Source organism: Vibrio sp. Isolate33 (genome assembly GCF_022397895.1).
In the GTDB taxonomy this organism is placed as follows: domain Bacteria; phylum Pseudomonadota; class Gammaproteobacteria; order Enterobacterales; family Vibrionaceae; genus Vibrio; species Vibrio pomeroyi.
The window spans coordinates 448,808-475,116 of record NZ_JAKEUP010000001.1; the positions used below are offsets into that span (position 1 = coordinate 448,808).

Below are 26,309 nucleotides of genomic sequence, written 5' to 3' on the forward strand. Positions count from 1 at the left end.
GTTGCCAAAATGCTTGGCGTTTCTCAGTCTACTGTTTCTCGGGCATTCAGTCCGACAGCGAGCATTAGTGAGAAGAAGCGTAAAATGGTTATGGATGCCGCGACCAAGCTTGGCTACACGCCAAATGCGATCGCCCGCAGTCTTATTTCCAATCGTTCAGGGTTAGTGGCTATCGCACTTGATAGCGAATCAAACCCAATGTACGACTTGCAATCTCGAGCACTCGCGATGGAAATTCAAAAGCGCGGCGGTCAAGTTGTCCTTTGCCCTATCGACAAAGACGACTTGGATCTCGCCATTTCACGTGCAATTGAGTATCAGGTTGATGGCTTGATCATCGCCACCAGCCGCCTGACCTCTCGTGCGTTTGCACAATGTGAAAAGTTTGGTGTTCACTTAAGCCTCATCAACCGCTATACCGAAGGTATCAATGCCAACAGCGCTGGCCTAGACAACCAGCAAGCTGGCACGCAAGCAGCAGATTATTTACTTGATAAAGGCTACAAACAGCTGGCTTATGTCAGTGGTGACGCAGGCTCCATGACTAGTGACAAGCGTTGGTTAGGCTTCTCTGAAACCGTAAAAACACGTGAAGCAGCTTCCCCTATCTTCATCAATGCAAAATACAGTTTTGAGGCTGGATTAGAGGCAGCAAAAGAGCTGATGGAACACACATCAAAACCTGACGCCGTTTTCTGTGCCAATGATATCCTTGCCATGGGTGTCATGGACGGCCTGCGAAAGCTTGGTTGCCATATCCCGAAAGACTTTGCCGTCATGGGCGTGGATGATATCCCAATGGCCTCTTGGCCGAGTTACGATCTTACGACTATTGCGCAACCAGTAGACAAGATAGTACAGAGTGCTGTGGGAGACTTGATGCAACGTATCAATGAAAATACCGATGCCAAGGGGACTTACTTATTAGAACCCGGAATTATAGTGGAACGAGGCAGTACATCAGTAAGTTCATAAAAGGTTTGGCCAACTTAGTCCCATTTCCAACTTATTAGATTCGCTGTTTTTTCCCATCAACAAAACGTCATTCAGTTTAGAGTAGAAGCCCTAATATCATGTTAGGGCTTCTTTCTGTGACCTCGCCTAAAATTTCGTCTATTCGAATTAACTTCTTTATCACTTTTATGGATTTGTTATTGACTTGTTAGTTGTGTGTTTATATTTTGGATTCGTATGCAAAATAAGGATATGAAGTGCGGAATAAAAACCCACTGACCAACATGACTCTAATGAATGCACATAAAAAGTCATGTGATGAAAAAGGAAGAACAATGAAACGCGCAATCTTTACCTCGATAACTGCCCTCGGCTTAACCCTATCTAGCATGAATACGTTTGCAAGCAATGTGATTCGTCTTGCTCACGATAGCCAAGAAACTTCACCCGTACATAAAGCAATGTTGCACTTTGAACAAGAGCTTGAAGCTCGCTCTAATGGCGAACTTGAAGTGGAGATCTACCCAGCTCGACAGCTCGGTGATGTTCGTGAAACCACAGAGCTTGTCCAGCAAGGCAACTTACAGATGACCTTTGGTGCATCGGTGTTGCTGTCACCTTACGTACCTGAGTTCAACGTACTTGATGTTTTCTACCTATTTGAAGATGAAGCACAAGCACACAAGGCATTGGACAGCGACAAGATCGGCAAACCACTTCTTACGTCAATGGAGTCGAAAGGCTTCCACGGCTTAGGTTTCATGGAGGTTGGTTTTCGTAGTATCACTAACAACAAGCAACCTATCGAAAGTATTGAAGATCTTAATAGTTTAAAAATTCGTTCAGCGTCAAACCCTACGCAAATCAGTGCTTGGAAGTCAGTGGGCACAGCGCCTACACCACTCTCTTGGGGTGAGATCTTCACTTCGCTACAGCAAGGCTTAATCAATTCACAAGAAAGTGCAGTTTACTCCATCTATGCAGAGCGTTTTTACGAAGCTCAAGAGTACCTGTCGCTCACCAATCACATCTACACCAACTACGTGTTGTTCATGAATAAAGAGTTCTGGGACTCTCTACCAAGCGATCAACAAGCGCTTATCAATCAAGTAAGCCAAGAAACCATCGCGGTACAGCGTGATCTCGCGGCAAAGCAGAACCAAGAAGTCATTAAAGAACTTGAAGCAAAAGGCATGACAGTGAACGTCGTACCTACTGACGTTCGTGCTCAGATGAAAGAGAAAATGAATGCAGCGGTTTACCAAGAACTGCGCAGTAAAACCGGTGAAGCGCTATTCGACAGCGTGATTACAGAGATCGAACATCTGTAGTTCGTACCTTTGTCATCTATCACCTTTTACCGACAAACCGTTTTAACGATCTAACAATCGTTACCTCAGATCTCAGGGCACTCTACAAACAATGCCCTAGGTCTGAGCTGTCGTGTATTCATCGGCATTCAATGCCCTTTTCAACACTCTTTGGAGTTACGTATGAAATGGTTTCGCCTGTTCGACCGATACTTCGAACCAACACTGATCGTACTTTCTATCTCGCTGATGACTGCTCTACTCTGTTTACAGATAGCATTGCGTCTATTCGATGCCTCAATCGCTTGGGCTGAAGAACTCGCCCGCTACCTTTTCGTTTGGGCGATGTACTTGAGCATCAGCTATTGCATTCGCGATGACCGACATATTCGTATTCGTCTGTTCATCGACAAACTACCTGGAAATCTCACTCACTACAGTTTGATTCTCTCTGATCTTATCTACCTTGCCTTCAGCTGCACCGTAGCTTGGTTTGGCTTCAAAGTGATTGGTCGAAGCTTGAAACTGGGTCAAATCGCTCCAGCGATGGAAATCCCTATTGCTTGCTTGTATGCATCTGTTCTGGTGTGTGCGGTATTAAGTTCCATACGCTTGGTAGTCAGCATCAACAAACGTATCTCAGTCATTGCTTATTCACCAAAACCTGTTCGACTCACGCAACACCGTTACCGCCATTTGAAGGCAAAACACCGCACATCTAACCGTTTGTTGGAGCTAAGCTTATGACCTCTGCTTTGTTATTTGGTAGTTTCGGATTACTGCTTCTCATTGGTGTTCCCGTTGGTATTGCCCTCGCTGGCGCCAGCATGCTCGCTATATTGAGTTTGCCTTTTTTAAACGTTGAGTTTTTAGTACAGGGCTTAGTGACAGGCCTGGACTCTTTCCCTCTATTGGCTGTTGTACTCTTCACATTGGCCGGTAACCTAATGAGCCAAGGCGGTATATCAAAACGCCTTTTGCATGTTGCTGAAGTCTTCTTTGGACACTTCACTGGTGGCTTAGGGATTGTGGCGATCGTTGCATGTATGTTCTTTGCTTCCATCTCTGGTACTGGTTCTGCAACCGTTGCGGCGATTGGCTTAACCATGATCCCGTCTATGGTTAAAAAAGGCTACGACCGAAGCTTTGCCGGTGCACTGATCGCTTCTTCTGGCGGTATCGGGGTAATTATTCCACCGTCTGTTGTGATGATCGTGTACGCCATTACTGCCGAAGTCTCCGTAACTAAAATGTTCATGGCAGGTATCGTACCTGGACTTGTAGTTGGCTTGGTACTTATAGGTTATTGCTTGATCGTATCTAAAATCCGCGGCTACAAAGGTAACGATAAGAAAGCAACATGGCCTGAACGACTGGCAGCACTCAAAGAAGCAATTTGGGCAATGCTATTACCCGTAATCATTCTTGGTGGTATCTACTCTGGTATATTCACGCCAACTGAATCTGCTGCGATTGGTGTGTTATACGGCTTGTTTTTCGGTATGTTTGTCTACAAAGAGCTGGATTACAAAAAGGTCGTGAAGATCATTTTAGAATCTTCGTTATTGGTAGGTGCTGTACTTGTGATTGTCGGCGCTTCGGTCACCTTTGGTCGAATCCTAACGCTTGAACGCCTGCCAACGGAAATCGCACAGTTCATTCTCTCTATTACGGAAAATAAACTGCTCATCTTGCTATGTATCACTGCGCTCCTGCTCATCGTCGGTACATTCATGGAGACATTAGCGGCGATTGTTATCTTAACTCCAATCCTGCTGCCTATCGTGACCGCATTAGGAATGGACCCAATTCACTTCGGCATCGTGATGATAGTGAACCTAGCCATCGGGTTTGTTACTCCCCCACTCGGCGCCAACTTATTTATGGCCAGTCAGGTGGGTAATGTGCCGATTGAATCCTTATCTCGAGAGATTCTAGGCTGGATTGGTGCCATGCTCGTCGCTTTGATGATCATTACCTTTGTGCCAGCGATATCATTGTATCTTCCAGAGTTATTGTCTTAAGCGTCCCCATGAACAAAGCCACTCAATATTCATCTTTGAGTGGCTTTTTCAATCCAACCATTCCCAAATTTATCGTTGCATGCGAATCCATTTCCAATTAAACAAATACAAACAAAAAATTAACAATCTGAGTGAAATCCCATCGTATAAGAATCATTACTCTAAATTTTTTCTCATCATGACTTCGATATAACAAATCGTCACAGAGTATTCTCCGATTTAAAACCCACCTCACCAAACTACCTGCAATATCTATAAATACAATAACTTATGTGCATTTTCACTACATTCAAACCTAATCATCTTGTTCATATACACTCGAAAAACACTGAACCATCACTCAATTATCTTACAGAGAACCGCATTTTGAGAGTTGTTAAAAAACAGATCAAACCCACAATAAAGAAACATATACAAAACACCTCATTGACACATCGATAACAAAAGGCAATATTGGATACGTAACCAAAAAAATCCAATAACTAATTTTATGACGCATCAGGAGGTGATTAATGGCTATGGTTGGCTTTGATTCTAAATGGCAAGATTTTCCAGATTACATATTAGGTATCACTAAAGAAATTTGGGAAGATCGAGGTCTGAGTACCCTACATAACTATTACTCACCTGACATTATCGTCCGTACACCACTCTCCATCACAAAGGGTAACAAAAAGGTCATCAGCGCGACCATGGGTACGCTAGCCGAGTTTCCGAACCGTACCTTATTGGGTGAAGACGTCATTTGGTCAGGGACTCCTGAACAAGGCATGCTTTCATCGCATCGAATCATTTCTACAGCCACTCACACTAATGATGGTGTATTTGGTAAAGCAACGAACAAAACGCTTAAGTTTCGAATTATCGCTGACTGCCATGCCATTAATAACCAAATTGATGACGAGTGGATGATCCGAGACATCGCTGCGATTTCAAACCAACTAGGTATGACGTCAGAAGAGTACGCTCGTCAACAAATTGAAATGGAAGGTGGCGTAGAACAATGCCCCTTCCCTTTTACTCCCCAAGTCGACACACAAGGCCCTTACCTTGGTGTAGGAAACGACAATGAATACGGTCAGCGCTATGAAGACATACTGCGCCGCGTGATGAGTGCTGAGTTCTCAGTAATACCAAAAGAATATGACCGGGCTTGTATCGGTGAATATACGGGTGGTCAAACTGCGCTCTCTCATAACGAGATCGACCAGTTTTGGATGTCACTGCGCTCTTCATTTCCGAACGCAGAATTCAAAATTCACCACCGTATTGGTCGCAATGACGAAATGATGTCACCACGTGCGGCTATTCGCTGGTCGCTACAAGGCAAGCATGAAGGCTACGGTATGTTTGGCAAGCCTACAGGAAAAGGCGTTTACATCATGGGAATCAGCCATGCAGAGTTTGGACCTTGGGGTCTACGCAGAGAGTTTACGCTACTTGATGAAAGTGCTGTCTGGAAACAGATTCTCATCCAAATCGGTTAACTATATAAGGAAGTATTATGTTGAACAGCTTGATAGAAAATTTCTACAAATCCTATTTTAACGCTCACTCATCCGAACGGACTCAAGTAGTCCACGAGATGCTAAATGCTGACGTTAAATGGTGTGTCGCTCATCCGATTAACGACGTCTCTGGTGTCGATGCGACTGAGCAAGTGTTTCTATTGCCGCTAATAAACTCGCTACCTGATGTTGAACGACGTCCTTCAATCATTATGCAAGGTGAATACGAAGGCCGCACTTGGGTAAACTCTACGGGTTATTTTGTCGGCACATTTGCAAAACCGTTGTTTGGTATCCCAGCAACAGGAAAAACACTCTACTTGCGCTACACCGAAATGGTTTGCACCCAAGATGGTCAAATTATTGAATCCTATCTAATCCCTGATTTTGTTGATGTAATGAACCAGGCTGGCGTAAATCCGTTACGCAAGAGCCTAGGCCATGCTGGATTAGTCCCTGCCCCGGCGACTCAAGACGGAATACAGACAGGTAGCATCGCAGCGGAAGAGAGCGAGAAAAGCCAAAAGCTAGTGCTAGACATGTTGGGTTGCTTAGGTCGATTTGATGGTAAACGCCTTGATTCAATGGTTCTAGAAAACTACTGGCATGATGACTTTATGTGGTACGGACCGGCTGGTATTGGTACGACTCGTGGTATCCAAGGCTTCCGCGACCACCATCAAGGACCATTTGTCTTTGCCTTCCCTGATCGAAGTGTCGATATAGAGCTCAATATTTTGTCCAAAAATGACTACGTATCCACAGGCGGTTGGCCACACATGCACGGTACACATACTGGCACCAGTGGCTGGTTAGGATTAGCACCTACTGGCAAGCACATCGAGCTTCGCGTTATGGATATCTGGCGACGAGAAGGCGAACTACTCAAGGAGAACTGGGTCGCTATCGATATCGCACACATCTTAAAACAGCTTGGCTACGATCTGTTTGAGCAAATGGAAGAACAATTAAAAGGACGTGAGCATGTATGAGTTTGGCGCTTTAAACTGGACAATTCTTGGTACCTATATCGTCCTGACTTTAGTTATGGGTGCACTGGTTGGTAGACGTGTGACTTCCGCTAACCAATTTGCGTTAGGTGATAGAAATATTCCATGGTGGGCCATTGGTATCTCTGTTGTGTGTACCTATGTCAGTGCGATGTCTTTCTTGGGTGGGCCGGCTTGGTCTTACAAAGAAGGCTTGTCGGTGATCGCTATCCACCTAAACTACCCTTTGGTTATTTTCTTTATCGTTGCTGTGTTTATGCCGTTTTTCTATAACAACGGTCTAACCTCAATTTATGAATATCAAGAACGACGCTTTGGTAAAGCCTCGCGTATCACTCTGTCTTTGATTTTCTTGATTAAACAGGCGATAAGCTCAGCTGCAGTCTTATATGCGACCTCGTTAATCCTCGAGTTCATTACCGGTATCGACGTTACCTACTGCATCGTCATTGTCACTGTTATTGCGCTGATCTATACGGTAATGGGAGGAATTGCCGCCGTTATTTGGACAGATGTTATTCAAGCGGTCATTCTGTTTCTTGGTGCATTTATCATCATCGAAGCCGTTTGGAATGGCATGCCACAACCAATGACTGAAGTGATGCAAGATCTTAAGTCACAAGGCATGACCAATGCGTTGCAAACCAATTTAGATTTAAGCCAAGTGACCACCGTATGGGCTGGCGTTATCGCAATGACAATGTTCCACACTACGGTGTATGGCGGTAACCAAATGATGGTTCAACGCTGCATGGCGGCGAAAAGCATGGGTGATGCGAAAAAAGCGATGCTAATGATGGGTTACGTTGCTTTCTTCATCTACTTCGTATTCATTCTGTTGGGCGTGTTATTTAACGCTTACTACGATGGTAAAGAGTTTGAGAATGGCAACACCATTATCCTTCACTATGCCAGCGAATATGGTATGCCAGGGCTGATGGGAATCATCGCCGCAGCTATTCTTGCTGCAAGTATGTCGAGCCTAGACTCCGCTTTTAACTCTATGGCTACCGTCTCTGTTACTGACTTCTATAAACGCTTCTACAAGAAAAACGAGTCAGAGGAGCATTACCTCAAAGTATCGCGTTTCTTCACGGTTATGTGGGCGCTATGTATCATCATTCCTGCCTTCATGTTTGCAACCAGCACAGGCTCAGTTTTAGAAATATTGAGTAAAGCGGGTTCCTATTTTGTAGGTGCAAACTTCTGTATGTTCGTGCTTGGTTTCTACTCTAAACATATTACAGAAAAGGGACTGTTAATTGGTGTCGCAGCAAGCTTCGTTGCGATTTGGTATGTTGCGGTTGCGACTGATATTGCTTGGCCTTGGTACTGTGTCATCGGTGTTTTCGTCAATGCGATTGTCGCCTACGCTGCAAGCTTGCTGCTAACTGGCAAACAAACAGAAATGCACCTTTATACAGTCAAAGGTCAGCAAGCAGAATATGCACGCTTGAACAAGCCGATCAAAGAAGATGGTTGGTATGTTGTTCCGGGTAAAGTCGATGCGCCTTGTTGGGGACTACTCGTCATGTTTGTATTCTCGCTCGTTCTACTTTGGGGAATTAACGAGTTCATTGAGAACGCACCAATGTTGATTAACTTTATTCGTGTCTGTTCGGTTATTGTTGCTGCAAGTATCATTGGTTATATGATTTACTCATTCAAGCGATCTAAGACGTCAAATGAAGTAGAACAAACCAGCTAGAGTTATCCTCAAATTAAGCTAGCTCCAACAAAAAAGGCTCACTAAATAGTGAGCCTTTTGATGTATATTCAAAGTAAACCAAGATCTAACGTTGCTTCAGTCTTAGAAGAATTCGATAGAGTTACGGCCGCTTTTATCATCACGGGTTGGCTTAGGCGTATCCGCTTTCTTTTTCGGCTTGTTTTCTTTCTTCTTCTCTTTTTTCTCTTTTTTCTCTTTCTTAGGTTCAGCTTTAGCGCTTAGCATATCTGCAGTGCTGCGCTGTGATTCTTTCTTACTTGAACCCTTTTTAGATTGGCCTTTCTTCGCCTTGTTATTTTGTTTAGGCGCTTCTTTCTTTTTCGGATTTTCTGATTCTTCTTGTACTGGCTGATCACACACCACTACATAGTATTCTTGGTTGAATTCGAAAAAATCACCATCGTACATCTTGCGGCGCTTACGCGTTTCTAGCTCACCATTTACCGCTACGTAGCCTTCCGAAATAATGTGCTTAGCTTCACCGCCACCGCTTACTAGGTTAGCAATCTTAAACACTTTGTAGAGCTCGATTGGCTGAGAAGAAACATCGATACCAATGGCTTCGATTTCAATCTCTTCGCCTTCTTCACCGTGCTCATAACCTTCATAATCAGCGTCTTCGTAATGTTCTTGGTCCATGGTGACCTCTACTTAAATATGTACTTCTGAAATATTGGGCGCAGTGTAATCGTAAAACAAGTAAATGACCATGTTGAATTCAACCAGAGCCCATTTGTTTTAAATAAACTCTCTGCGTTATAAAGCTCCACCAACATTCGATAGGCTAACCAGTTGTTTAGTGTATTCATGCTGCGGATTACCAAACAAAGTTTCAGTATCGCCCTTCTCTATCACCTCTCCTGCTTTCATCACGATGGTGTAATGACACAGCGACTTCACGACGTTCAAATCATGGCTAATGAACAGATACGTCAGGTCGTACTTTTCTTGGAGTGACTTCAGTAAATCCAACACCTGCGCTTGTACCGTTCTGTCTAACGAAGACGTCGGTTCATCGAGTAAGATAAACTCTGGCTTAAGAATCAGAGCACGTGCAATAGCGATACGCTGCCTTTGTCCGCCAGAAAATTCGTTGGGGTAACGGTGGCGAGTTTCAGGGTCTAGGTCGACCTCTTTCATAACGTCACAGATGCGTTGGTCTAGTTCAAGCTCATCCAATTGTTGATGAACCAGTAAACCTTCACCGATCACTTGCGCGACCGACATCCTTGGGTTCAATGCCGAGAACGGGTCTTGAAAGACAACTTGCATACGGCTTCGAAACGGCAACATCTGTTGGCGGTTTAAGCCTTGAAGCTGTTCACTCGAATAAGTAATCGAACCTTCACTCTCCACCAGCTTCAAAATCGCCATACCCGTTGTCGATTTACCCGAACCACTCTCACCGACTAGGCCGATAGAGTGCCCCTTCTTCAAGGTAAACTCCATATCGGTGACGGCTTTAACATGCGAAATAGTACGCTTGAATAAGCCACCAGTAATCGGGAACCAAACACGCAGTTGGTTCACATCAAGCAGAGGTTTGCTTTCTGGTGATACGGGAACAGGCAAACCTTTTGGATCGGAATTGATGAGTTTCTGAGTGTAAGGGTGAGCAGGCGCGTTAAACAGCGTTTTGCAGTCGTTGCTTTCAACCAAGCGGCCGTCTTTCATTACCGCCACTCTGTCAGCAATCTTACGAACGATGCTTAAGTCATGGGTGATAAACAGCATCGCCATGCCCAGCTCTTGTTGCAGATCTTTTAGAAGATCAAGGATCTGCGCTTGTACCGATACATCTAATGCGGTTGTCGGCTCATCAGCAATAAGTAGCTCTGGTTCATTGATAAGTGCCATCGCAATCATCACACGCTGACGTTCGCCACCAGATAACTCATGTGGGTACGCTGAAATCTTTTGCTCGGGGTAGCGAATACCCACCTTTGAAAGCCACTCTATCGCCAAGGCTCGCGCTTTGTTGGTTCGCATACCTCGGTGAATCGCGAGGGTTTCAACAAGCTGTTTGCCAATTCGATGAAGCGGATTCAGCGAAACCATAGGCTCTTGGAAGATCATGCCGATACGGCCGCCACGAATCCCACGCAGTTGCCTTTCAGAACAACTCAGAATATCGGTGCCAGAGAAATTGATCTTACCGTTTAAGTAATGAGACGAGCCTTTCGGTAACAGTTTTAAAATCGAGTTAGCCGTGACCGATTTACCGGAACCACTCTCGCCTACCAGCGCGAGCGTTTCGCCTTTGTATATTTCTAAAGAGACATCTTGTGTCACTTGTTCTATCGAGTTTTTTCGCCCGAAACCGACAGACAATTTATCTATGGTCAAAACTGGAGAAGCAGGCGTTGTATTTGAAGTCATAACCTATCCTTACTTCTGTTGATGTGGGTCGAAGGCATCACGTACCGCTTCACCAACGAAGACAAGTAACGTAAGCATCAGTGAAAGCACGACGAAAGCAGAGATACCAAGCCAAGGCGCTTGTAAGTTTGCTTTACCTTGCGCCAACAGTTCGCCTAACGAAGGCGAGCCTGCGGGAAGACCAAAGCCCAAGAAGTCTAATGAAGTTAACGTGGTCACTGAGCCAGAAAGAATAAACGGCATCATGGTTAGTGATGCAACCATCGCGTTGGGTAGCATGTGACGAAGCATAATGCGTTTATCATCAACACCCATGGCCTGCGCGGCGCGCACATAATCGAAGTTTCGACAGCGTAAGAATTCCGCTCGCACGATGCCGACTAAACTCATCCAACTGAATAGCACCATAATTCCGAGCAGCCACCAGAAGTTCGGCTCTATAAAACTCGACAGAATGATCAACAAAAACAGGGTCGGCATACCAGACCACACCTCAATGAAGCGTTGTCCGAACAAATCAACCCAGCCACCGTAGTAGCCTTGTGTTGCCCCGACGACGACCCCGATCACGCTCGATACAATCGTCAGAATAAAACCAAATAGAACGGAAATACGGAACCCATAAATGATACGAGCTAATACATCTCGCCCTTTATCATCGGTTCCGAGCCAATTCACAGAATCAGGTTCAGATGGCACCGCACCTGAAATATCGAAGTTTATCGTGTCGTAGCTAAACGGAATGATTGGCCACACGATGTAACCGCTGTCTTCGATGAGCTCAATAACATACGGGTCTTTGTAATCGGCTTCAGTTTCAAACTCACCACCAAATTCGGTCTCGGCGTATTCATTGATAACAGGCACAAACCACTGATTATCATAAGAAACCAAGAGTGGCTTATCGTTGGCAATGATTTCAGCGAACAGGCTCAAGCCAAACAAGATGGTAAATATCCAAAGAGAGATAAAACCACGCTTGTTTGCTTTAAAACGTAACCAACGAGCTTCAGCTAAAGGGTTGTTAAACATTTATTATCAATACCTTGTTATTCGTTCGCCATTAACGCGCTTCAAAATCAATTCGAGGATCAACCCAGGTATACGTCAGGTCGGAGATAATGCTCAGCACCAAGCCAAGCAAGGTCATGATATAGAGAGAGCTGAACACCACGGGATAGTCACGTTGAATGGTCGATTCAAAGCCAAGTAGACCAATACCTTCGAGTGAAAACATCACTTCAATCAACATAGAACCCGTGAAGAAAATACTAATAAATGCGCTTGGGAAACCGGCAATAATGATCAGCATGGCGTTACGGAAAACGTGCTTATAAAGAATACTGCTCTCGTCCAAGCCTTTCGCTCTCGCCGTCACCACATATTGCTTATTGATTTCATCAAGGAAGGAGTTTTTGGTCAGCATGCTGAGCGTGGCGAATCCACCGATAACCATAGCAAAAATAGGCAACGCTAAGTGCCAGAAGTAGTCGCCAACTTGCTGATACCAATTGAGCTGGTCGAAGTTACTCGACACTAACCCACGCAATGGGAACCAACTGAAGTAGTTACCACTCGCGAACAAAATAATCAGGATAATCGCAAACAGGAAGCCCGGCACCGCATAGCCAACAATCACCACCGCGCTCGACCAAATATCAAAGCGAGAGCCGTGATGTATCGCCTTCATAATGCCTAAGGGTATCGAAATCACATAGATGATTAACGTACTCCACAACCCTAAGGAGATGGAGACAGGTAAACGCTCAATGATTAAATCAATCACGTTACCGCCCTTAAACAGGCTTTCACCAAAGTTAAAGGTCGCGTAATTTTTCAACATATCGAAGTAGCGAACGTGAATCGGTTTATCAAAACCAAACTGCTTTTTGATCTCTTCTACCACTTCTGGATCCAGCCCGCGCGAGCCTTTATAGCCACTGGCAGATGCTTGGTCACTTTCGCTTAAATCAACTTCTTGTCCACCACCGGAAAAACGCTCCATGATGCCAGAATTGTGGCCTTCCAATTGAGCAACAGCTTGCTCTACCGGGCCACCAGGGGCGATCTGAATAATGAAAAAGTTGATGGTGATGATCGCCCACAGCGTGGGGATCACCAACAGTAAACGCCGAAATATATACGCGGCCATGCTAACTAACTCCTAGCGACGTTTTTCAGGAAGCAATGCCGCCTTCTCTTCTGAAATCCACCATGTATCGATACCTAAATCGTATTTAGGTAATACATCTGGACGCTCAAACTTGTCCCACATTGCAACGCGATATTCACCAACGTGCCATTGAGGGATGTTGTAGAAATTCCATTGCAATACTCGGTCTAGTGAACGACCTAAAGTCAGAAGCTTTTCTGGATTCTGTTGGTTGCTCGCGATTTGTTCTGTTAATGCGTCAACCACTGGATCCATCACACCTGCAGTATTGTAAGTAGAATCAATGTAGTTAGAGTTCCAAACAATCATTAAGTTCGGGCTAGGATAAGGGTTTGCTGAAAATGACGAAGACACCATGTCGAAGTCACGATCACGAAGACGCTTGATGTACTGAGTCGTATCGATGGTACGGATCTTCATCTCGATACCCATGCGCTTCAAGTTCTTCTGAACAGGCGTTGCGATACGCTCTGTGGTTGGACTGTAAATCAACAACTCAAATGACAGCGGCTTGCCAGTCTTTTCGTTGGTCATGACCTTGTCTTTCAGCACCCAACCAGCTTCCTTCAATAGTTTGAAAGCTGTACGCATTTGGCTACGAATACGACCGCTACCATCGGTGACTGGTGGTTGGAACTCTTCAGTAAAGACTCTCGGTGGAATTTGGTCTTTGTATTGAGACAGCAGCTCAACTTCAGCTTCGCTTGGTAAACCTTTCGCTTCATAGTCGGTGTTTTGGAAGTAACTACGCGTGCGCTTGTACTGACCATAGAACATGTTCTTGTTCATCCATTCAAAGTCCATCGCGTAGGTTAACGCTTCACGAACCTTTGGATCTGAGAACACAGGAGATTGAATGTTAAAGACAAAACCTTGAGTCGTTTCTGGCTTCTCATGGTTGATCTCTTCTTTGATGATGTAGCCTTTGTCGAAGTTTGCGCCTGTGTAAGAGTTGGCCCAGAACTTAGCTGAGTTCTCTGTTCGCAGATCGAACTCCCCTGCTTTGAAGGCTTCTAGCATTACAGTGTCGTCACGGTAGTAATCGTATTGCACTTCCTTGAAGTTATTACGACCGACGTTAACAGGCAGGTCGGCTGCCCAGTAATTTTCATCTAAACCGTAAGTCACGCTTTGACCCGATTTATAGCTGATGATCTTATAAGGGCCACTGCCTACCGGCGGCTCACTTAGAGGTTCAGACAGCTTCTTATCTTTCCAATAATGCTCTGGCAATACACGAGTGCTTTGGGCAAAGCTAAACAACTTCTCACGGTTTGGCTTCTCCATCTCAATACGAACCACTAAATCAGATACAGCGGTAACTGACTTAATTTCTTTGTAATACACACGATATTGAGGCACACCCTCGGTTGAAAACTTATTAAAGGTGAATGCCACATCATGAGCCGTAATAGGCTCGCCATCATTGAATCTGGCTTTTGGATTGATATCGATTTCCATCCATGTGAAATCACTGGCGTAGCGAACCTTTGAGGCGATCAATGGATAATACGCATCAATCTCGTCGCTCGGAGAAAACATCAAGGTATCGTAAATCTCACCCGTGTAACTTGCCGCAACGCCGCGAGAACCGAATCGATTAAAGCTATCGTAGGTGCCAATGCTGCCATAGGTTACTTTACCTAACTTTGGCGCATCAGGATTAACGTAATCAAAGTGAGTGAAATCGACTGGATATTTTGCTTCACCAAAACCAACCAGTTGAGTGGTTTCAATAACGGTAACGGCAGGAGTTTCGGTATCAGAGGCATGTGTAACGGAGGGATATAGAGCAATAAGCGGCAGCATGACTGCACATGAAGTTAAATTTAACCTGAAAAACTGAGTGCGCTGCGAGGCTTTGCTTCGGAAAACTGTTCCCATTTGACTCTCCCTTCAAATGTTATGAATTCGATATTCAACTTGATTAATCGGCTTTGAATGCACACCGTTAAAACAAGTATAGGTTCAAATCTAACATCATGTAATAACTAATAAAACCATCAGCACTTCATCTCTGACGGTTTATTTACAAATTACTCGGGTTCAGTCTAAAGAAATACGACGCGCCCTAACTACCGAACGTGGTACTCATCAAAGATAAGTTCACCAATTTCATTAATCACCGTGTCACGCTCTGGAATGGTTAGTTCTGTTTCTGTAAGAGAGATACTGATAATCAACGTAGCGCGAGTTTCACTCCACACGATAGCCGTGATAGCGCGTGAGCCATAAGCGCCCGCACCTGATCTATCCGCAATCTTCCAACCATCAGGCAGAATCGAACGTATCATCCCATCAGAGACTTTGTTATCCATCATCCAAGTCTTGAGCTGAGCTTTAGATTCTTCTGATAGCACGTTGCCATACACCAATTCATTTAACGTTTTCACCATAGTGTTTGGTGTCGTGGTGTCACGCTCATCGCCCGGACGAGCATGGTTCAAATCGGGTTCGATATGATCAAGGCGCGTTTTGCTGTCTCCAATAGCACGCAAAAACTCGGTTAATCCGTTAGGCCCACCAGTACTAGCTAACACAATATTAGCGGCCATGTTGTCGCTCATTGCCATGGTGGCGGCACATGCGTCTCTGAGTGAGATTTCTTTACCGACAAACGCTTTAGTCAGCGGAGACCAAGCGATAAGCTCATCAGATTTAACCTCAACCTTAGACTCTAAATCTAACCCTTCATTCTCATGGTCATAAAGAAGATTCGCGCACGCTAAAGTTTTAAAGGTACTCATCATTGGAAAACGTTCGTCACCCTTATAACTCCATGTTTGCTCAGTCGCGGAGTCATACACTGCGACACCAATTCGCGCCGAGACACGAGATTCGATTTGCGCAATAGATTGAGCCTCAAGGGAATGACTCCATGATGACGCGGAGAAAAGAGCACTCAATAACATAAGAGCAAGTGAAGTGTATTTTTTCATTGTTGAAACCATTTAAAAAACGATTGATTCATCGTAGATAAAAAGAAACGCGACGCCTTAAAGACGTCGAGCGGAGAGAATCTAATCAGAAAGTGACTCCCTAATCTAGAGCCAATGAAAATAACTGACTAAACCCGAACAATATCTTCATATTTTAGATATCCTTAAAAGAGTGATTTCAATAGGATTCAACCTTGAACAAACCAAACCAAATAACATTCTCAACGTTCAATCTTTTGAACTACCTCGAACCACCGAATGCTTATTATGATTTTGAGAACATCTACAGCTTCGAGGAGTGGCAAAAGAAACAAGGCTGGATAGCTGAAGCGATCCGCTCGTCCGATTGTGATGTGATTGGCTTTCAAGAGATCTTTAGCCCTGAATCTTTAGAGCAGTTAATGAAGCAACTGGGTTACCCATACTTTGCGGTGGTCGATAGCGCACATGTTGAAGATGATTACCTGTACACCTCTCCTGTCGTTGGTATCGCATCGCGTTACCCGATTGAAAATGTGCAGCCTGTGACACCGGATTTAGAGCTACTTTCAGCCTTCAACCTTGACGACAAATTCTCATTCAACCGAACACCTGTTCACGCCACGATTACGTTACCCCATTTAGGTTCGACCGACTGTTATGTTGTGCACTTCAAATCGCAACGTCCAACCGAACCCAAAGCTGAACCGCTAGAATCCAGTGGCCGCTCAGCAGATAAAAAGCCACAAAGCGACACCTTGATTAAGCTTCATCAGGAACAACTAGGATCGTGGTTATCGAGTGTTCAACGTGGCCTAGAAGCTCAAATGCTGCATCAATACATCACCAATCAACGCTACCAAACCGATCAACCTGTTGTGTTGATGGGCGACTTTAACAAGCCCCTATTCAACGATGAGTTCAAAGGGCTGTTGAGCTATTCATTGAATCGAGATGAAGCGAGCAGACATTGGTTATCGCATTTTCGATTGAGAGACAGTTGGGATCTCTATCATCAGTTGCATGAAGAAGACTTACTAGAACAACGCAAACCAACCCACTATTACGGTGCCTCTGGTTCTGTTCTGGATTACATCTTGATGTCGAACGAATTTGACTGTCAGAACTCATCGAGCTTGATGGAGATCTCTAGCTACGCAGTGTTAGACCATCACCTCATCAACCCAAGCTTTGAACACGACCAATTCAGTACTGACCATGCCGTAGTATCAGTTACCGCTCACATCCGTGACGCCTAGCGATTTTGTGACATTCTCACTCGATATTCACCAAAGATAAGTATTAAAAAAGCCGCAGTTCAAAACTGCGGCCTTCCACTTTAGCCAAACGGGTTGAGCCAACCGACGCCCCATTTAGAAACCGATTTACCGTTTAGCAAAGTGTGAAACTTAAAAGTTGTATGTTGCGCCAAGGTAGAACGAATCAAGTACTACGTCTTTCTCAACTTTTCTTTGGTTCCAGCTGTACCCCTCGTAAGTGTCTACCGTAAATGTATCCGCTTCGTAACCGAGTCTTAAACTAAATTCTGGGTGTTTTGTTGGTGTGTATTCAACACCAACACCCAAACGTACGCCTGTACCTGTATCGTCAAAGTCTGCGCCTGAAGGACGTGAACCGTCAGAGTTCTTCATATCTAAATCGATTGAAGATAAACCAATTGTACCAAATGGGCGCACGCCATTATCAAATGTGTAGCCAAGATTTGCAGCAGCCGAAAAGATTTGAGGAGTCCATGTAAAGCCGTCTCCGCTTCGTGGGAATTTAGCAACAACATCACCGAAATCCGTGTACTGTAGTTCAAGTGATACAATACGGTTAAACCTGTAGCCTGCGATAAGTCGGTAAGTATTGTCTTCTGCTTTGAAAGTCACAGGATCGTTATTTCCCGAAAACATACCACCATCATCCACACCAGACGTGCCGATTGCGCCGCCTAGGTAGAAACCATTGTCCGCTGCCATTACATTGTTTGCTGCCACTGCTGACATCATCGCAATGCTTAGAATAAATTTGTTGTTCATTACTGCTTGACCTTACTTATTGCAAATCAAGATTGTTACGCCTTCCTCTGCTGCACAATCTTGTTAGAGTTATCCGACACCCCGTCGAATTCGCAAGCAGGTTAAGCTCACAGAAAACAAAAAAATAAATAAAAATGTAATCACTTTGTCATTTCAAACAACACAATCAGTAATAAGCAAATAAACACATGAATAATAAAGAAATAAAAACAAGCCCTTTCTAAAGAAAACCTTCCACTCAATTTTCAAACCGTCTCATTTTTAGATTTTATTCGCGCAGACTTACGAACGCTTACTTTCAAGAGTGGTGTTATTTCGCATAATCCGCGCGCTTTGAATCACTAGCACACCTAACGAACTACTCGATCAATCTCCACCATTCAAAATAAGACGAACAGAAACACGATGAACCACATCATAAACCTCAACGGCTTAAGCCTTGATATCGACGCTCGAACTATCACCAACCCACAGGGAAACAAAATAACGTTGCGCCCTCATCTTTTGGCGGTGCTCTGCTTACTGCTAGAAAATGTGGGAAAACCCATTTCGAGAGAACACATCGTAGATATCTGCTGGGACGGAGAACTCTCGTCACCTCATGCTCTGGCTAATGTGGTTTATAACCTTCGTAATGTCTTTGCACGATTGAGAGCACCGAGTGTCCAAATAATTACCATCAACAAGTTTGGCTATGCGTTATCCGTTGAGCCCACTTAGTTAGCTAGAATTGGGGATTACGAACCGCCAGATTCAAACAACACTGTGCGAGTAACGCATCGCAACCATCCCCACTTTCTATTCAGTCTGATGTTCAATGAATACACCTTGTAGTCGCCAGTTTTGTACGTATTTATGCAATCAATGTCGGTGACTAAGATCACCAAAAAACACCCCATCGAAACGTTTCGATGATCGTTATCACACTCTAAGAAAGTGAATAGTGCAAATGATAAATCAGACACTATTATCACTATCGAAACGTTTCGATGACTTTTTCTTGAGTTGTTCTCAACCCATCAAACGTTATTTTTCGATAGGTCGTGATATGAAAAAAAGTACTCTAATAAACTCTGAACTCTCTTACCTAGTGGCGACTCTTGGCCACACAGATGAAATCACGATTTGTGACGCTGGCTTGCCGATTCCGGATCATGTAACTCGTATTGATCTTGCTTTGACTCACGGTGTGCCGAGCTTCGCTCAAACAGTGAAGACCATGCTTGATGAGTCTCAAATCGAAGGCGTTGTGATTGCAGAAGAATTCGCGAAAGTCAGCCCTGAACATCACGCGGCGCTGATTGATCAAATCAAAACGGAAGAAGCACGTTGTGGAAAACCACTTTCGATTACTTACATCACTCATGAAGAATTCAAGCAGCGTACACATGATAGCCGCGCTGTGATTCGTACAGGTGAATGCACGCCTTACGCGAATGTTATTTTCCAAGCTGGCGTAACCTTTTAATTAATCAAAACGCAACGACAGCTCAGTGTCATCACTGAAAAAATACATATACAGAACAATCAAATACAACTGGCCCCGAGTAAAGGAACCGACATGACTCAAGCCATTTTAGAACTTAGCTCAATTGAGAAAGCCTTCCCTGGTGTGAAAGCACTGGATAAGGCAAGCCTCAACGTTTACCCAGGACGCGTAATGGCGTTAATGGGTGAGAACGGTGCAGGTAAATCAACCCTCATGAAAGTGCTGACAGGTATTTATCACTTGGATGGCGGTACTATCGCCTACCAAGGAAAGCCTGCTGCATTCAAAGGGCCGCGTGATTCTCAACAAGCAGGCATTAGTATCATTCACCAAGAATTGAACCTAATCCCTGAGTTAACCATCGCCGAGAACATTTTCTTAGGTCGTGAAATCACGGGCACCATGGGTCGCATCTTGTGGAACGAGATGTACCAAGAAGCGGACAAACTACTTAAACGCCTTAACGTAAAACACAGCTCGAAAACACCTCTAGGCCAGCTAAGTCTTGGTGAGCAACAAATGGTAGAGATCGCGAAAGCCCTATCGTTTGAATCTAAGGTCATCATCATGGATGAGCCTACTGATGCGCTAACCGATACTGAAACTGAGTCTCTGTTTAAAGTGATTAACGAACTGCGTGATGAAGGCTGCGGCATTGTTTACATCTCTCACCGTTTGAAAGAGATCTTTGAGATTTGTGACGACATCACCGTACTTCGTGACGGTAAATTCATTGGTCAATGTGAAGTAAAAGACACAGATGAAGATGGCCTAATCGAGATGATGGTTGGCCGTAAACTGGATGAGCAATACCCAAGAATCCACTCTGGTTTTGGCGAGACTTGCCTTGAAGTGATTGGCCTAACCGGTTCTGGCGTTCATGACGTGAGCTTTACTCTAAAACGCGGTGAAATCTTGGGTGTATCAGGGCTGATGGGCGCAGGTCGTACCGAGCTGATGAAAGTGATTTACGGTGCCCTTCCGAGTGAGCGTGGCGTTATCAACCTAGAAAACAAAACCATTAACCCGGTAAGTCCGAAAGATGGCCTTGCTAATGGCATTGCTTACATCTCTGAAGACCGTAAAGGTGACGGCTTAGTGCTTGGGCTTTCAGTGAAAGAGAACATGTCTCTTTGTTCACTGGATCTACTGACTAAGAGCGGCCAAATCCAACACAAAGACGAAGTGATTGCGGTTGATGACTTCATCAAGCTATTCAACATCAAAACCCCTACTCGCGAGCAAATCATCGGCAACCTTTCTGGTGGTAACCAACAGAAGGTGGCTATCGCTAAAGGCTTGATGACCAAACCAAAAGTACTGATTCTCGACGAGCCAACGCGTGGTGTCGATGTCGGTGCTAAGAAAGAAATTTACCAACTCATTAATAAATTTAAAGCCGACGGCATGAGCATTATTTTGGTCTCATCTGAAATGCCAGAAGTGTTAGGAATGAGTGACCGCATCATGGTGATGCATGAAGGCCGTGTAAGCGGTGAATTTGATGCTAAAGAAGCAAACCAAGAATTATTACTGGCGTGTGCGGTCGGTAAAAAGATCAACGAGGACGCAGCATGAGTACTAAAACCATGAGCAAAACAACTGAAACTGAAGCGCCAAAGAAGAAACCATTAATCAGCAAAGAGTGGCTGATTGATCAAAAGTCATTGATTGCTTTGATCTTCCTGATTGTTGTCGTTTCTTTCTTAAACCCGAACTTCTTTACTGTCGACAACATTCTAAACATCCTGCGCCAAACCTCGGTTAACGCAATCATCGCTGTAGGTATGACGTTGGTTATCCTAACCGCGGGTATCGACTTGAGTGTTGGTTCTGTACTGGCGCTTTGTGGTGCGTTCGCAGCCAGCATGATTGGCATGGAAATCCCTGTGATGATCGCAGTACCAACCGCTCTTGTAGCTGGCGCAGCATTAGGTGCTATCAGTGGTGTGATTATCGCTAAGGGTAAGGTTCAAGCCTTCATCGCAACGCTTGTCACCATGACACTACTTCGTGGTGTAACCATGGTTTACACCGATGGTCGTCCTATCTCAACAGGCTTCACCGACACAGCAGACGCATTCGCTTGGTTCGGTACAGGCTACGCAATGGGCATCCCAGTTCCAGTATGGATCATGGTCGTGGTATTCGCAGCGGTATGGTACCTACTTAACCACACACGCTTTGGTCGTTACGTTTACGCACTGGGCGGCAACGAATCAGCAACTCGCCTATCAGGCATCGACGTAGACAAAGTAAAAATCGGTGTTTACGCAATCTGTGGTCTGTTAGCAGCGGTTGCAGGCATCATCGTGGCATCTCGTTTGTCATCGGCTCAACCAACCGCAGGTATGGGTTATGAGCTAGACGCTATCGCAGCCGTGGTTCTTGGCGGAACAAGCTTAGCGGGCGGTCGTGGCCGCATCATGGGCACATTGATTGGTGCATTGATTATCGGCTTCCTAAACAACGCCCTAAACCTACTAGACGTATCTTCTTACTACCAGATGATTGCAAAAGCAGTGGTTATTCTTCTGGCAGTATTGGTCGACAACAAAAACAAATAAAACCTATTCACACTCTAGGTTAATACAAGTAACACCCTGTTTTACCTTTAAATATTAGAATCTATAAATAATGTAACAACGAGCTAGGACTCACCTCCTAGCTCACCCTACACAAAGGACTTACACCATGAAAAAATTAGCGACTCTTATTTCTGCTGCTCTTCTTTCTACAACGGTATCTGTGTCTGCACAGGCTCAAGATACAATGGCAATCGTTCTGTCTACATTGAACAACCCATTCTTTGTAACCATGAAAGATGGCGCAGAAGCGAAAGCTGAAGAGCTAGGCTACAAGCTTATCGTTCTGGATTCTCAAAACGACCCAAGCAAAGAGCTGTCGAACATTGAAGATCTAACCATTCGTGGTGTTAAGGCAATCCTGATCAACCCAACAGATTCAGATGCTGTGTCTAACGCGATTCGCATGGCTAACCGTTCAAACATCCCAGTACTAACACTAGACCGTGGCGCAAGCCGTGGTGACGTAGTGAGCCACATCGCTTCTGATAACGTAATCGGTGGTGAAATGGCAGGTCACTTCATCATGGAAAAAGTGGGCGAAAAAGCGAAAGTAATCCAACTTGAAGGTATTGCTGGTACCTCTGCAGCTCGTGAACGTGGTGAAGGCTTCATGAACGCAGTAAACGGCAGCGACCTTGAACTTCTTGCAAGCCAACCTGCTGATTTCGACCGTACTAAAGGTCTGAACGTAATGGAAAACTTGCTTGCAGCTAACCCAGATGTACAAGCAGTATTCGCGCAGAATGATGAAATGGCACTAGGTGCACTTCGCGCAGTTCAAGCTTCAGGTAAAGAAGTAATGATTGTTGGCTTTGATGGCACAGACGACGGCATCGCAGCAGTTAACCGTGGCCTACTAGGCGCTACAGTTGCACAACAACCTGACCTAATCGGTTCTCTAGGTATCGAAATGGCAGACAAAGTACTGAAAGGCGAAACAGTAGACGAGTACGTACCAGTACCTCTAAAAATCATCGCTAAATAATCGTTACTAGGTAACGCGATATAAAGCAGGGAGTCCCCTATCTCCCTGCTTTGATTAGCTCACTGACTCAAACAAAAAGCAAAACCCGACAGTGCATCGCTGTTTCTCATAAGCCGCTAACAAGGCGAGCAATTTACGTAACGAGAATTAACGTAATGAGAAAGACCCATGCATTTTCAAATACGATATATCATAAGGCTCGTATCATGACTCAACTGATTGTTTTAGGTAGCGTTAACGCTGACCACGTACTGCAAGTTCCTTCGTTCCCTCGTCCGGGTGAAACCTTGATTGGCGGTAACTATCAGGTCATCCCTGGCGGTAAAGGCGCAAACCAAGCAGTCGCTGCTGCGCGATTAAACGCAGATATCGGCTTTATCGCCTGTGTCGGTGACGACCCATTCGGCATCAACATTCGTCAAGACTTCGCTAAAGACGGCATCAACATCGACGGTGTTATCGTGGCAGACAACACTCCAACTGGCATCGCGATGATCCAAGTATCCGCAACGGGCGAAAACAGCATTTGTCTTTCTGCAGAAGCCAATGACAAACTGACTTGCGACCAAATCGAACCACATCTAGAGAAGATTCGTGGTGCTAAATACCTGCTAACTCAACTTGAAACGCCAATTGAAGGTATTGAATACGCAGCGAAAACCGCAAAAGAGAGCGGTACTCGCGTGATTCTAAACCCTGCCCCTGCTCGCCCACTATCGGACACCTTATTAGCTTGTATTGATGTGATTACACCAAACGAAACCGAAGCAGAAGTACTGACAGGCGTTACCGTAACCGACAGCGCATCTGCTCATCAGGCGGCTTTGGCTCTGCATGCGAAAGGCATCGAGACGGTGATGATCACTCTTGGCGCTAAAGGTGTTTGGGTAAGTAGAAACGGTGAAGGTGAGTTAATCGCCGGCTTCCGAGTTGAAGCGACAGACACCACAGCTGCGGGTGATACCTTCAACGGCGCATTAGTGACGGGCTTACTTGAAGACATGCCATTAGAACGCGCAATTAAGTTTGCTCACGCTGCGGCAGCAATTTCAGTGACACGCTTTGGCGCTCAAACCTCGATTCCAAGCCGTGCAGAAACCGATGCGTTTTTAGCAGAGCAACTGTCTGCTTAGTTGATTTTTGACTGTTAACCTTAAGATTCGTTAACAACAAATAACAAGCATAAGCCCCTGTTTTCAGGCAGAATATTGCGCAACGTGGCAAGTTACTCCCACAAGGATTTTTTATGGCAACAATGAAAGACATCGCTCGGCTCGCAAAGGTTTCGACTTCTACCGTGAGCCATGTGATCAACAAGTCACGTTTTGTCAGTGAAGAGATAGCTGAGCGTGTTAACAATGCGGCTAAAGAACTCAACTACGCACCCTCTGCATTGGCTCGTAGCTTGAAAATGAAGCAAACCAAAACCCTTGGAATGCTGGTGACGACTTCTACTAACCCATTCTTTGGCGAGGTAGTAAAAGGCGTTGAGCGTCGTTGTTACGAAAAAGGCTACAACCTGATTTTGTGCAACACCGAGGGTGACAGCGAACGCATGAAATCATCCATCGATACTTTGCTGCAAAAGCGTGTCGATGGCTTAATGCTGATGTGTTCTACCCTTGAAGGCGAACATATCGATGTGTTTGAACGTTACCCTGAACTGCCTGTAGTGGTTATGGATTGGGGCCCAATGTTGTTTGCCAGCGATAAGATCCAAGACAACTCGCATCAAGGTGGTTACATGGCAACCAAGCACTTGATCGATAACGGTCACTCTCAAATTGGTTGTATCACTGGCCCGCTTCATCGCAATCAAGCCTCGTCTCGTTACCAAGGCTTCAAGCAAGCGATGGAAGAAGCGAACTTAGAGATCAACCCTAACTGGATTGTAGAATCTAACTTCGAATGTGATGGCGGTTTTGATTCTTACCAAACACTAAAAGCGCGTGGTGGAATGCCTAGCGCACTGTTTGTGAGTAATGACATGATGGCTATGGGCGTGATTCACGCAGCGGCTCAAGATGGCACTTCGATTCCGAATGACCTATCTATCATTGGTTACGATGACATCCACCTGTCGAAATACATGACACCAGCGCTAAGCACTGTCCACCAGCCAAAACACCGTTTAGGTAAAGCGGCTGTGGATACACTTTTGAGTAGATTACAAACGCCAGACGCTTACCCGCAAGTGGTTGAATTAGAGCCAACATTAGTTGAGCGAAGCAGCGTAAAAGCTATTTAAAGCGCTTTCTTACAGCTCTAATCAACAGTTAAAAGTAACAAAGGGCAAGGTTAAACAACCTTGCCCTTTTCGATCCTAATGCACTTCACTTATCTTCTTAGCGATTCAACACAAATGCGATTTGCTGTATTTCGTCTAACACATCGACGCCATTGTATTGAGGCGCGATAGACAAATCCTGAATCACCACCGTTTCTACAAACTGCTGTTCATTCAGCTCAAGTAACAAATCGCCTTTTGGAGAATAAACTCGACTGCCACCACAGTATGTCGCGGTAAACGCATCAACCACATCTTGCCCAACGCGATTACAAGTAACTATATGACACCCTTCCTCCAAGGCTCTCGCTTGAGCAATGGCAAAGCTATGATGGCCGCCAAAATTCGCTGGATGAAGAACAACGTCTACCGACTGATACGCTCTCATGATCTCTGGGAACCAAACATCAAAACAAATCGCCACACCAAACGTTAAGCCCTTGTGCTCAAAGGTTAGCACCTCTGAACCTCTCGAAAAGTACTGCTTATCGAACTTTGTTTGGCTGACTTTTCTGTATTTATGGCGCAATCCAGATCCATCAATCACAGCCACACTGTTGTAATACTGGCCGTTATCTAGTTCTGCAATACCAGCAACGATTAACGTCTCATGCTTCGCAGCTAAAACCGTTAACGAATCAATGGTAGGGCTATTAATGAAGTCTTCACACAACTCATGAATTTCTTCAGCATCGTTAAAAATATACCCCGTAGAGAAAAGTTCAGGCAGCAATGTTATATCACCCACCGACGTCTCGGCTTCTAAAAGCTCAGAGACCGACGAAATGTTCTTCTGTTTATTTTTGTATTCAACCTCAAGCTGAATAAGGGTTATGCTAACACTGTCCAAAATCGAATCCTTACTGGGTAACACTTAAACTTGAACCTAAGAACGGCAGAGTAACGAAATCCT

24 protein-coding genes are annotated in these 26,309 nt (G+C 44.8%); 15 read left to right on the plus strand and 9 right to left on the minus strand.

Annotated elements, in window-relative coordinates; genetic code table 11:
* Positions 1 to 9: 9 nt before the first annotated feature.
* The 7 genes from L1D37_RS01840 to L1D37_RS01870 all read left to right on the plus strand — a co-directional run bounded on the left by L1D37_RS01840 (position 10) and on the right by L1D37_RS01870 (position 8,514).
* Entirely contained in the window at positions 10 to 975 is a 966-nt protein-coding gene (locus L1D37_RS01840; RefSeq protein WP_239846660.1) for a substrate-binding domain-containing protein, read from the plus strand.
* A gap of 314 nt (positions 976 to 1,289) precedes the next feature.
* Positions 1,290 to 2,285 (plus strand): TRAP transporter substrate-binding protein, encoded by a 996-nt coding sequence (locus L1D37_RS01845; protein ID WP_239846661.1) that lies wholly within the window; start codon positions 1,290 to 1,292, stop codon positions 2,283 to 2,285.
* A 162-nt stretch (positions 2,286 to 2,447) separates the two neighbouring features.
* Positions 2,448 to 3,011, plus strand: coding sequence for a TRAP transporter small permease (locus L1D37_RS01850; protein ID WP_008217103.1), 564 nt, complete (start codon positions 2,448 to 2,450; stop codon positions 3,009 to 3,011).
* Positions 3,008 to 4,288 (plus strand): TRAP transporter large permease, encoded by a 1,281-nt coding sequence (locus L1D37_RS01855; protein ID WP_239846662.1) that lies wholly within the window; start codon positions 3,008 to 3,010, stop codon positions 4,286 to 4,288. The genes L1D37_RS01850 and L1D37_RS01855 overlap by 4 nt, the downstream gene beginning before the upstream one ends.
* A 512-nt stretch (positions 4,289 to 4,800) precedes the next feature.
* Complete coding sequence (locus tag L1D37_RS01860) at positions 4,801 to 5,775, plus strand: nuclear transport factor 2 family protein (protein WP_239846663.1); 975 nt, start codon at positions 4,801 to 4,803, stop codon at positions 5,773 to 5,775.
* 17 nt (positions 5,776 to 5,792) lie between these two features.
* Positions 5,793 to 6,788: an ester cyclase gene (locus L1D37_RS01865; protein WP_239846664.1), complete on the plus strand. Its 996-nt coding sequence runs from the start codon at positions 5,793 to 5,795 to the stop codon at positions 6,786 to 6,788.
* Positions 6,781 to 8,514, plus strand: a complete 1,734-nt coding sequence (locus L1D37_RS01870) for a sodium/solute symporter (protein ID WP_176679835.1) — start codon at positions 6,781 to 6,783, stop codon at positions 8,512 to 8,514. Before L1D37_RS01865 ends, L1D37_RS01870 begins: the two co-directional genes overlap by 8 nt.
* A gap of 102 nt (positions 8,515 to 8,616) precedes the next feature.
* On the opposite strand, the gene L1D37_RS01875 is transcribed toward L1D37_RS01870, so the two are convergent.
* The 6 genes from L1D37_RS01875 to bla form a co-directional block, all read right to left on the minus strand.
* Positions 8,617 to 9,174 (minus strand): RNA-binding S4 domain-containing protein, encoded by a 558-nt coding sequence (locus L1D37_RS01875; RefSeq protein WP_239846665.1) that lies wholly within the window; start codon positions 9,172 to 9,174, stop codon positions 8,617 to 8,619.
* 117 nt (positions 9,175 to 9,291) lie between these two features.
* Positions 9,292 to 10,914, minus strand: coding sequence for a microcin C ABC transporter ATP-binding protein YejF (gene yejF / locus L1D37_RS01880; protein ID WP_239846666.1), 1,623 nt, complete (start codon positions 10,912 to 10,914; stop codon positions 9,292 to 9,294).
* Positions 10,915 to 10,923: 9 nt separating this feature from the next.
* Positions 10,924 to 11,946 (minus strand): ABC transporter permease, encoded by a 1,023-nt coding sequence (locus tag L1D37_RS01885; protein ID WP_048608646.1) that lies wholly within the window; start codon positions 11,944 to 11,946, stop codon positions 10,924 to 10,926.
* Between the two features lie 31 nt (positions 11,947 to 11,977).
* The gene (locus tag L1D37_RS01890) at positions 11,978 to 13,066 is read right to left on the minus strand and encodes a microcin C ABC transporter permease YejB (RefSeq protein ID WP_239846667.1); all 1,089 of its coding nucleotides are present in this window, start codon (positions 13,064 to 13,066) and stop codon (positions 11,978 to 11,980) included.
* Positions 13,067 to 13,078: 12 nt separating this feature from the next.
* Positions 13,079 to 14,971 carry an extracellular solute-binding protein gene (locus tag L1D37_RS01895; RefSeq protein ID WP_239846668.1) on the minus strand — a complete coding sequence of 631 codons (1,893 nt, stop codon included), beginning with the start codon at positions 14,969 to 14,971 and terminating at the stop codon, positions 13,079 to 13,081.
* 191 nt (positions 14,972 to 15,162) lie between these two features.
* On the minus strand, positions 15,163 to 16,026 hold the full coding sequence (bla, locus tag L1D37_RS01900) for a class A beta-lactamase (RefSeq protein WP_239846669.1): 864 nt from the start codon (positions 16,024 to 16,026) through the stop codon (positions 15,163 to 15,165).
* A 194-nt stretch (positions 16,027 to 16,220) separates the two neighbouring features.
* On the opposite strand from bla, the gene L1D37_RS01905 reads away from it, so the two are divergent.
* Complete coding sequence (locus tag L1D37_RS01905; RefSeq protein WP_239846670.1) at positions 16,221 to 17,264, plus strand: endonuclease/exonuclease/phosphatase family protein; 1,044 nt, start codon at positions 16,221 to 16,223, stop codon at positions 17,262 to 17,264.
* A 150-nt stretch (positions 17,265 to 17,414) separates the two neighbouring features.
* Here L1D37_RS01905 and L1D37_RS01910 read toward each other — a convergent pair whose 3' ends face one another.
* Positions 17,415 to 18,047, minus strand: a complete 633-nt coding sequence (locus tag L1D37_RS01910; protein WP_239846671.1) for a porin family protein — start codon at positions 18,045 to 18,047, stop codon at positions 17,415 to 17,417.
* Between the two features lie 405 nt (positions 18,048 to 18,452).
* On the opposite strand from L1D37_RS01910, the gene L1D37_RS01915 reads away from it, so the two are divergent.
* Positions 18,453 to 18,767, plus strand: coding sequence for a winged helix-turn-helix domain-containing protein (locus L1D37_RS01915; protein WP_239846672.1), 315 nt, complete (start codon positions 18,453 to 18,455; stop codon positions 18,765 to 18,767).
* Between the two features lie 17 nt (positions 18,768 to 18,784).
* Here L1D37_RS01915 and L1D37_RS01920 read toward each other — a convergent pair whose 3' ends face one another.
* Entirely contained in the window at positions 18,785 to 19,012 is a 228-nt protein-coding gene (locus L1D37_RS01920; protein WP_239846673.1) for a hypothetical protein, read from the minus strand.
* Between the two features lie 83 nt (positions 19,013 to 19,095).
* Here L1D37_RS01920 and rbsD point away from each other — a divergent pair, with 83 nt between their 5' ends.
* From rbsD to L1D37_RS01950, 6 genes are all read left to right on the plus strand, one after another.
* Entirely contained in the window at positions 19,096 to 19,515 is a 420-nt protein-coding gene (gene rbsD, locus L1D37_RS01925; protein WP_048663521.1) for a D-ribose pyranase, read from the plus strand.
* A gap of 93 nt (positions 19,516 to 19,608) precedes the next feature.
* A complete protein-coding gene (gene rbsA / locus L1D37_RS01930; protein ID WP_145575226.1) occupies positions 19,609 to 21,114 on the plus strand; it encodes a ribose ABC transporter ATP-binding protein RbsA in 1,506 nt (501 codons plus the stop codon).
* Positions 21,111 to 22,103 (plus strand): ribose ABC transporter permease, encoded by a 993-nt coding sequence (gene rbsC, locus L1D37_RS01935; protein WP_009844905.1) that lies wholly within the window; start codon positions 21,111 to 21,113, stop codon positions 22,101 to 22,103. Before rbsA ends, rbsC begins: the two co-directional genes overlap by 4 nt.
* A gap of 127 nt (positions 22,104 to 22,230) precedes the next feature.
* Entirely contained in the window at positions 22,231 to 23,109 is an 879-nt protein-coding gene (gene rbsB, locus L1D37_RS01940; RefSeq protein WP_017060856.1) for a ribose ABC transporter substrate-binding protein RbsB, read from the plus strand.
* Positions 23,110 to 23,315: 206 nt separating this feature from the next.
* Positions 23,316 to 24,242, plus strand: coding sequence for a ribokinase (gene rbsK / locus L1D37_RS01945; RefSeq protein WP_239846674.1), 927 nt, complete (start codon positions 23,316 to 23,318; stop codon positions 24,240 to 24,242).
* Between the two features lie 113 nt (positions 24,243 to 24,355).
* Positions 24,356 to 25,357, plus strand: a complete 1,002-nt coding sequence (locus tag L1D37_RS01950) for a substrate-binding domain-containing protein (RefSeq protein WP_132744138.1) — start codon at positions 24,356 to 24,358, stop codon at positions 25,355 to 25,357.
* Positions 25,358 to 25,454: 97 nt separating this feature from the next.
* Here L1D37_RS01950 and L1D37_RS01955 read toward each other — a convergent pair whose 3' ends face one another.
* Positions 25,455 to 26,246, minus strand: a complete 792-nt coding sequence (locus L1D37_RS01955) for a carbon-nitrogen hydrolase family protein (protein WP_239846675.1) — start codon at positions 26,244 to 26,246, stop codon at positions 25,455 to 25,457.
* Positions 26,247 to 26,309: the final 63 nt, after the last annotated feature.

Bases quoted from the DNA above. Each gene is read 5' to 3' on its own strand.
- L1D37_RS01840 (WP_239846660.1), top strand. From the start codon at position 10: ATGCTTGGCGTTTCTCAGTCTACTGTTTCTCGGGCATTCAGTCCGACA.
- rbsA (WP_145575226.1), top strand. From the start codon at position 19,609: ATGACTCAAGCCATTTTAGAACTTAGCTCAATTGAGAAAGCCTTCCCT.
- rbsC (WP_009844905.1), top strand. From the start codon at position 21,111: ATGAGTACTAAAACCATGAGCAAAACAACTGAAACTGAAGCGCCAAAG.
- L1D37_RS01875 (WP_239846665.1), bottom strand. From the start codon at position 9,174: ATGGACCAAGAACATTACGAAGACGCTGATTATGAAGGTTATGAGCAC.
- rbsB (WP_017060856.1), top strand. From the start codon at position 22,231: ATGAAAAAATTAGCGACTCTTATTTCTGCTGCTCTTCTTTCTACAACG.
- L1D37_RS01885 (WP_048608646.1), bottom strand. From the start codon at position 11,946: ATGTTTAACAACCCTTTAGCTGAAGCTCGTTGGTTACGTTTTAAAGCA.
- L1D37_RS01950 (WP_132744138.1), top strand. From the start codon at position 24,356: ATGGCAACAATGAAAGACATCGCTCGGCTCGCAAAGGTTTCGACTTCT.
- bla (WP_239846669.1), bottom strand. From the start codon at position 16,026: ATGAAAAAATACACTTCACTTGCTCTTATGTTATTGAGTGCTCTTTTC.
- L1D37_RS01855 (WP_239846662.1), top strand. From the start codon at position 3,008: ATGACCTCTGCTTTGTTATTTGGTAGTTTCGGATTACTGCTTCTCATT.
- L1D37_RS01845 (WP_239846661.1), top strand. From the start codon at position 1,290: ATGAAACGCGCAATCTTTACCTCGATAACTGCCCTCGGCTTAACCCTA.
- L1D37_RS01915 (WP_239846672.1), top strand. From the start codon at position 18,453: ATGAACCACATCATAAACCTCAACGGCTTAAGCCTTGATATCGACGCT.
- L1D37_RS01895 (WP_239846668.1), bottom strand. From the start codon at position 14,971: ATGGGAACAGTTTTCCGAAGCAAAGCCTCGCAGCGCACTCAGTTTTTC.
- L1D37_RS01890 (WP_239846667.1), bottom strand. From the start codon at position 13,066: ATGGCCGCGTATATATTTCGGCGTTTACTGTTGGTGATCCCCACGCTG.
- L1D37_RS01865 (WP_239846664.1), top strand. From the start codon at position 5,793: ATGTTGAACAGCTTGATAGAAAATTTCTACAAATCCTATTTTAACGCT.
- L1D37_RS01870 (WP_176679835.1), top strand. From the start codon at position 6,781: ATGTATGAGTTTGGCGCTTTAAACTGGACAATTCTTGGTACCTATATC.
- rbsD (WP_048663521.1), top strand. From the start codon at position 19,096: ATGAAAAAAAGTACTCTAATAAACTCTGAACTCTCTTACCTAGTGGCG.
- yejF (WP_239846666.1), bottom strand. From the start codon at position 10,914: ATGACTTCAAATACAACGCCTGCTTCTCCAGTTTTGACCATAGATAAA.
- rbsK (WP_239846674.1), top strand. From the start codon at position 23,316: ATGACTCAACTGATTGTTTTAGGTAGCGTTAACGCTGACCACGTACTG.
- L1D37_RS01860 (WP_239846663.1), top strand. From the start codon at position 4,801: ATGGCTATGGTTGGCTTTGATTCTAAATGGCAAGATTTTCCAGATTAC.
- L1D37_RS01910 (WP_239846671.1), bottom strand. From the start codon at position 18,047: ATGAACAACAAATTTATTCTAAGCATTGCGATGATGTCAGCAGTGGCA.
- L1D37_RS01850 (WP_008217103.1), top strand. From the start codon at position 2,448: ATGAAATGGTTTCGCCTGTTCGACCGATACTTCGAACCAACACTGATC.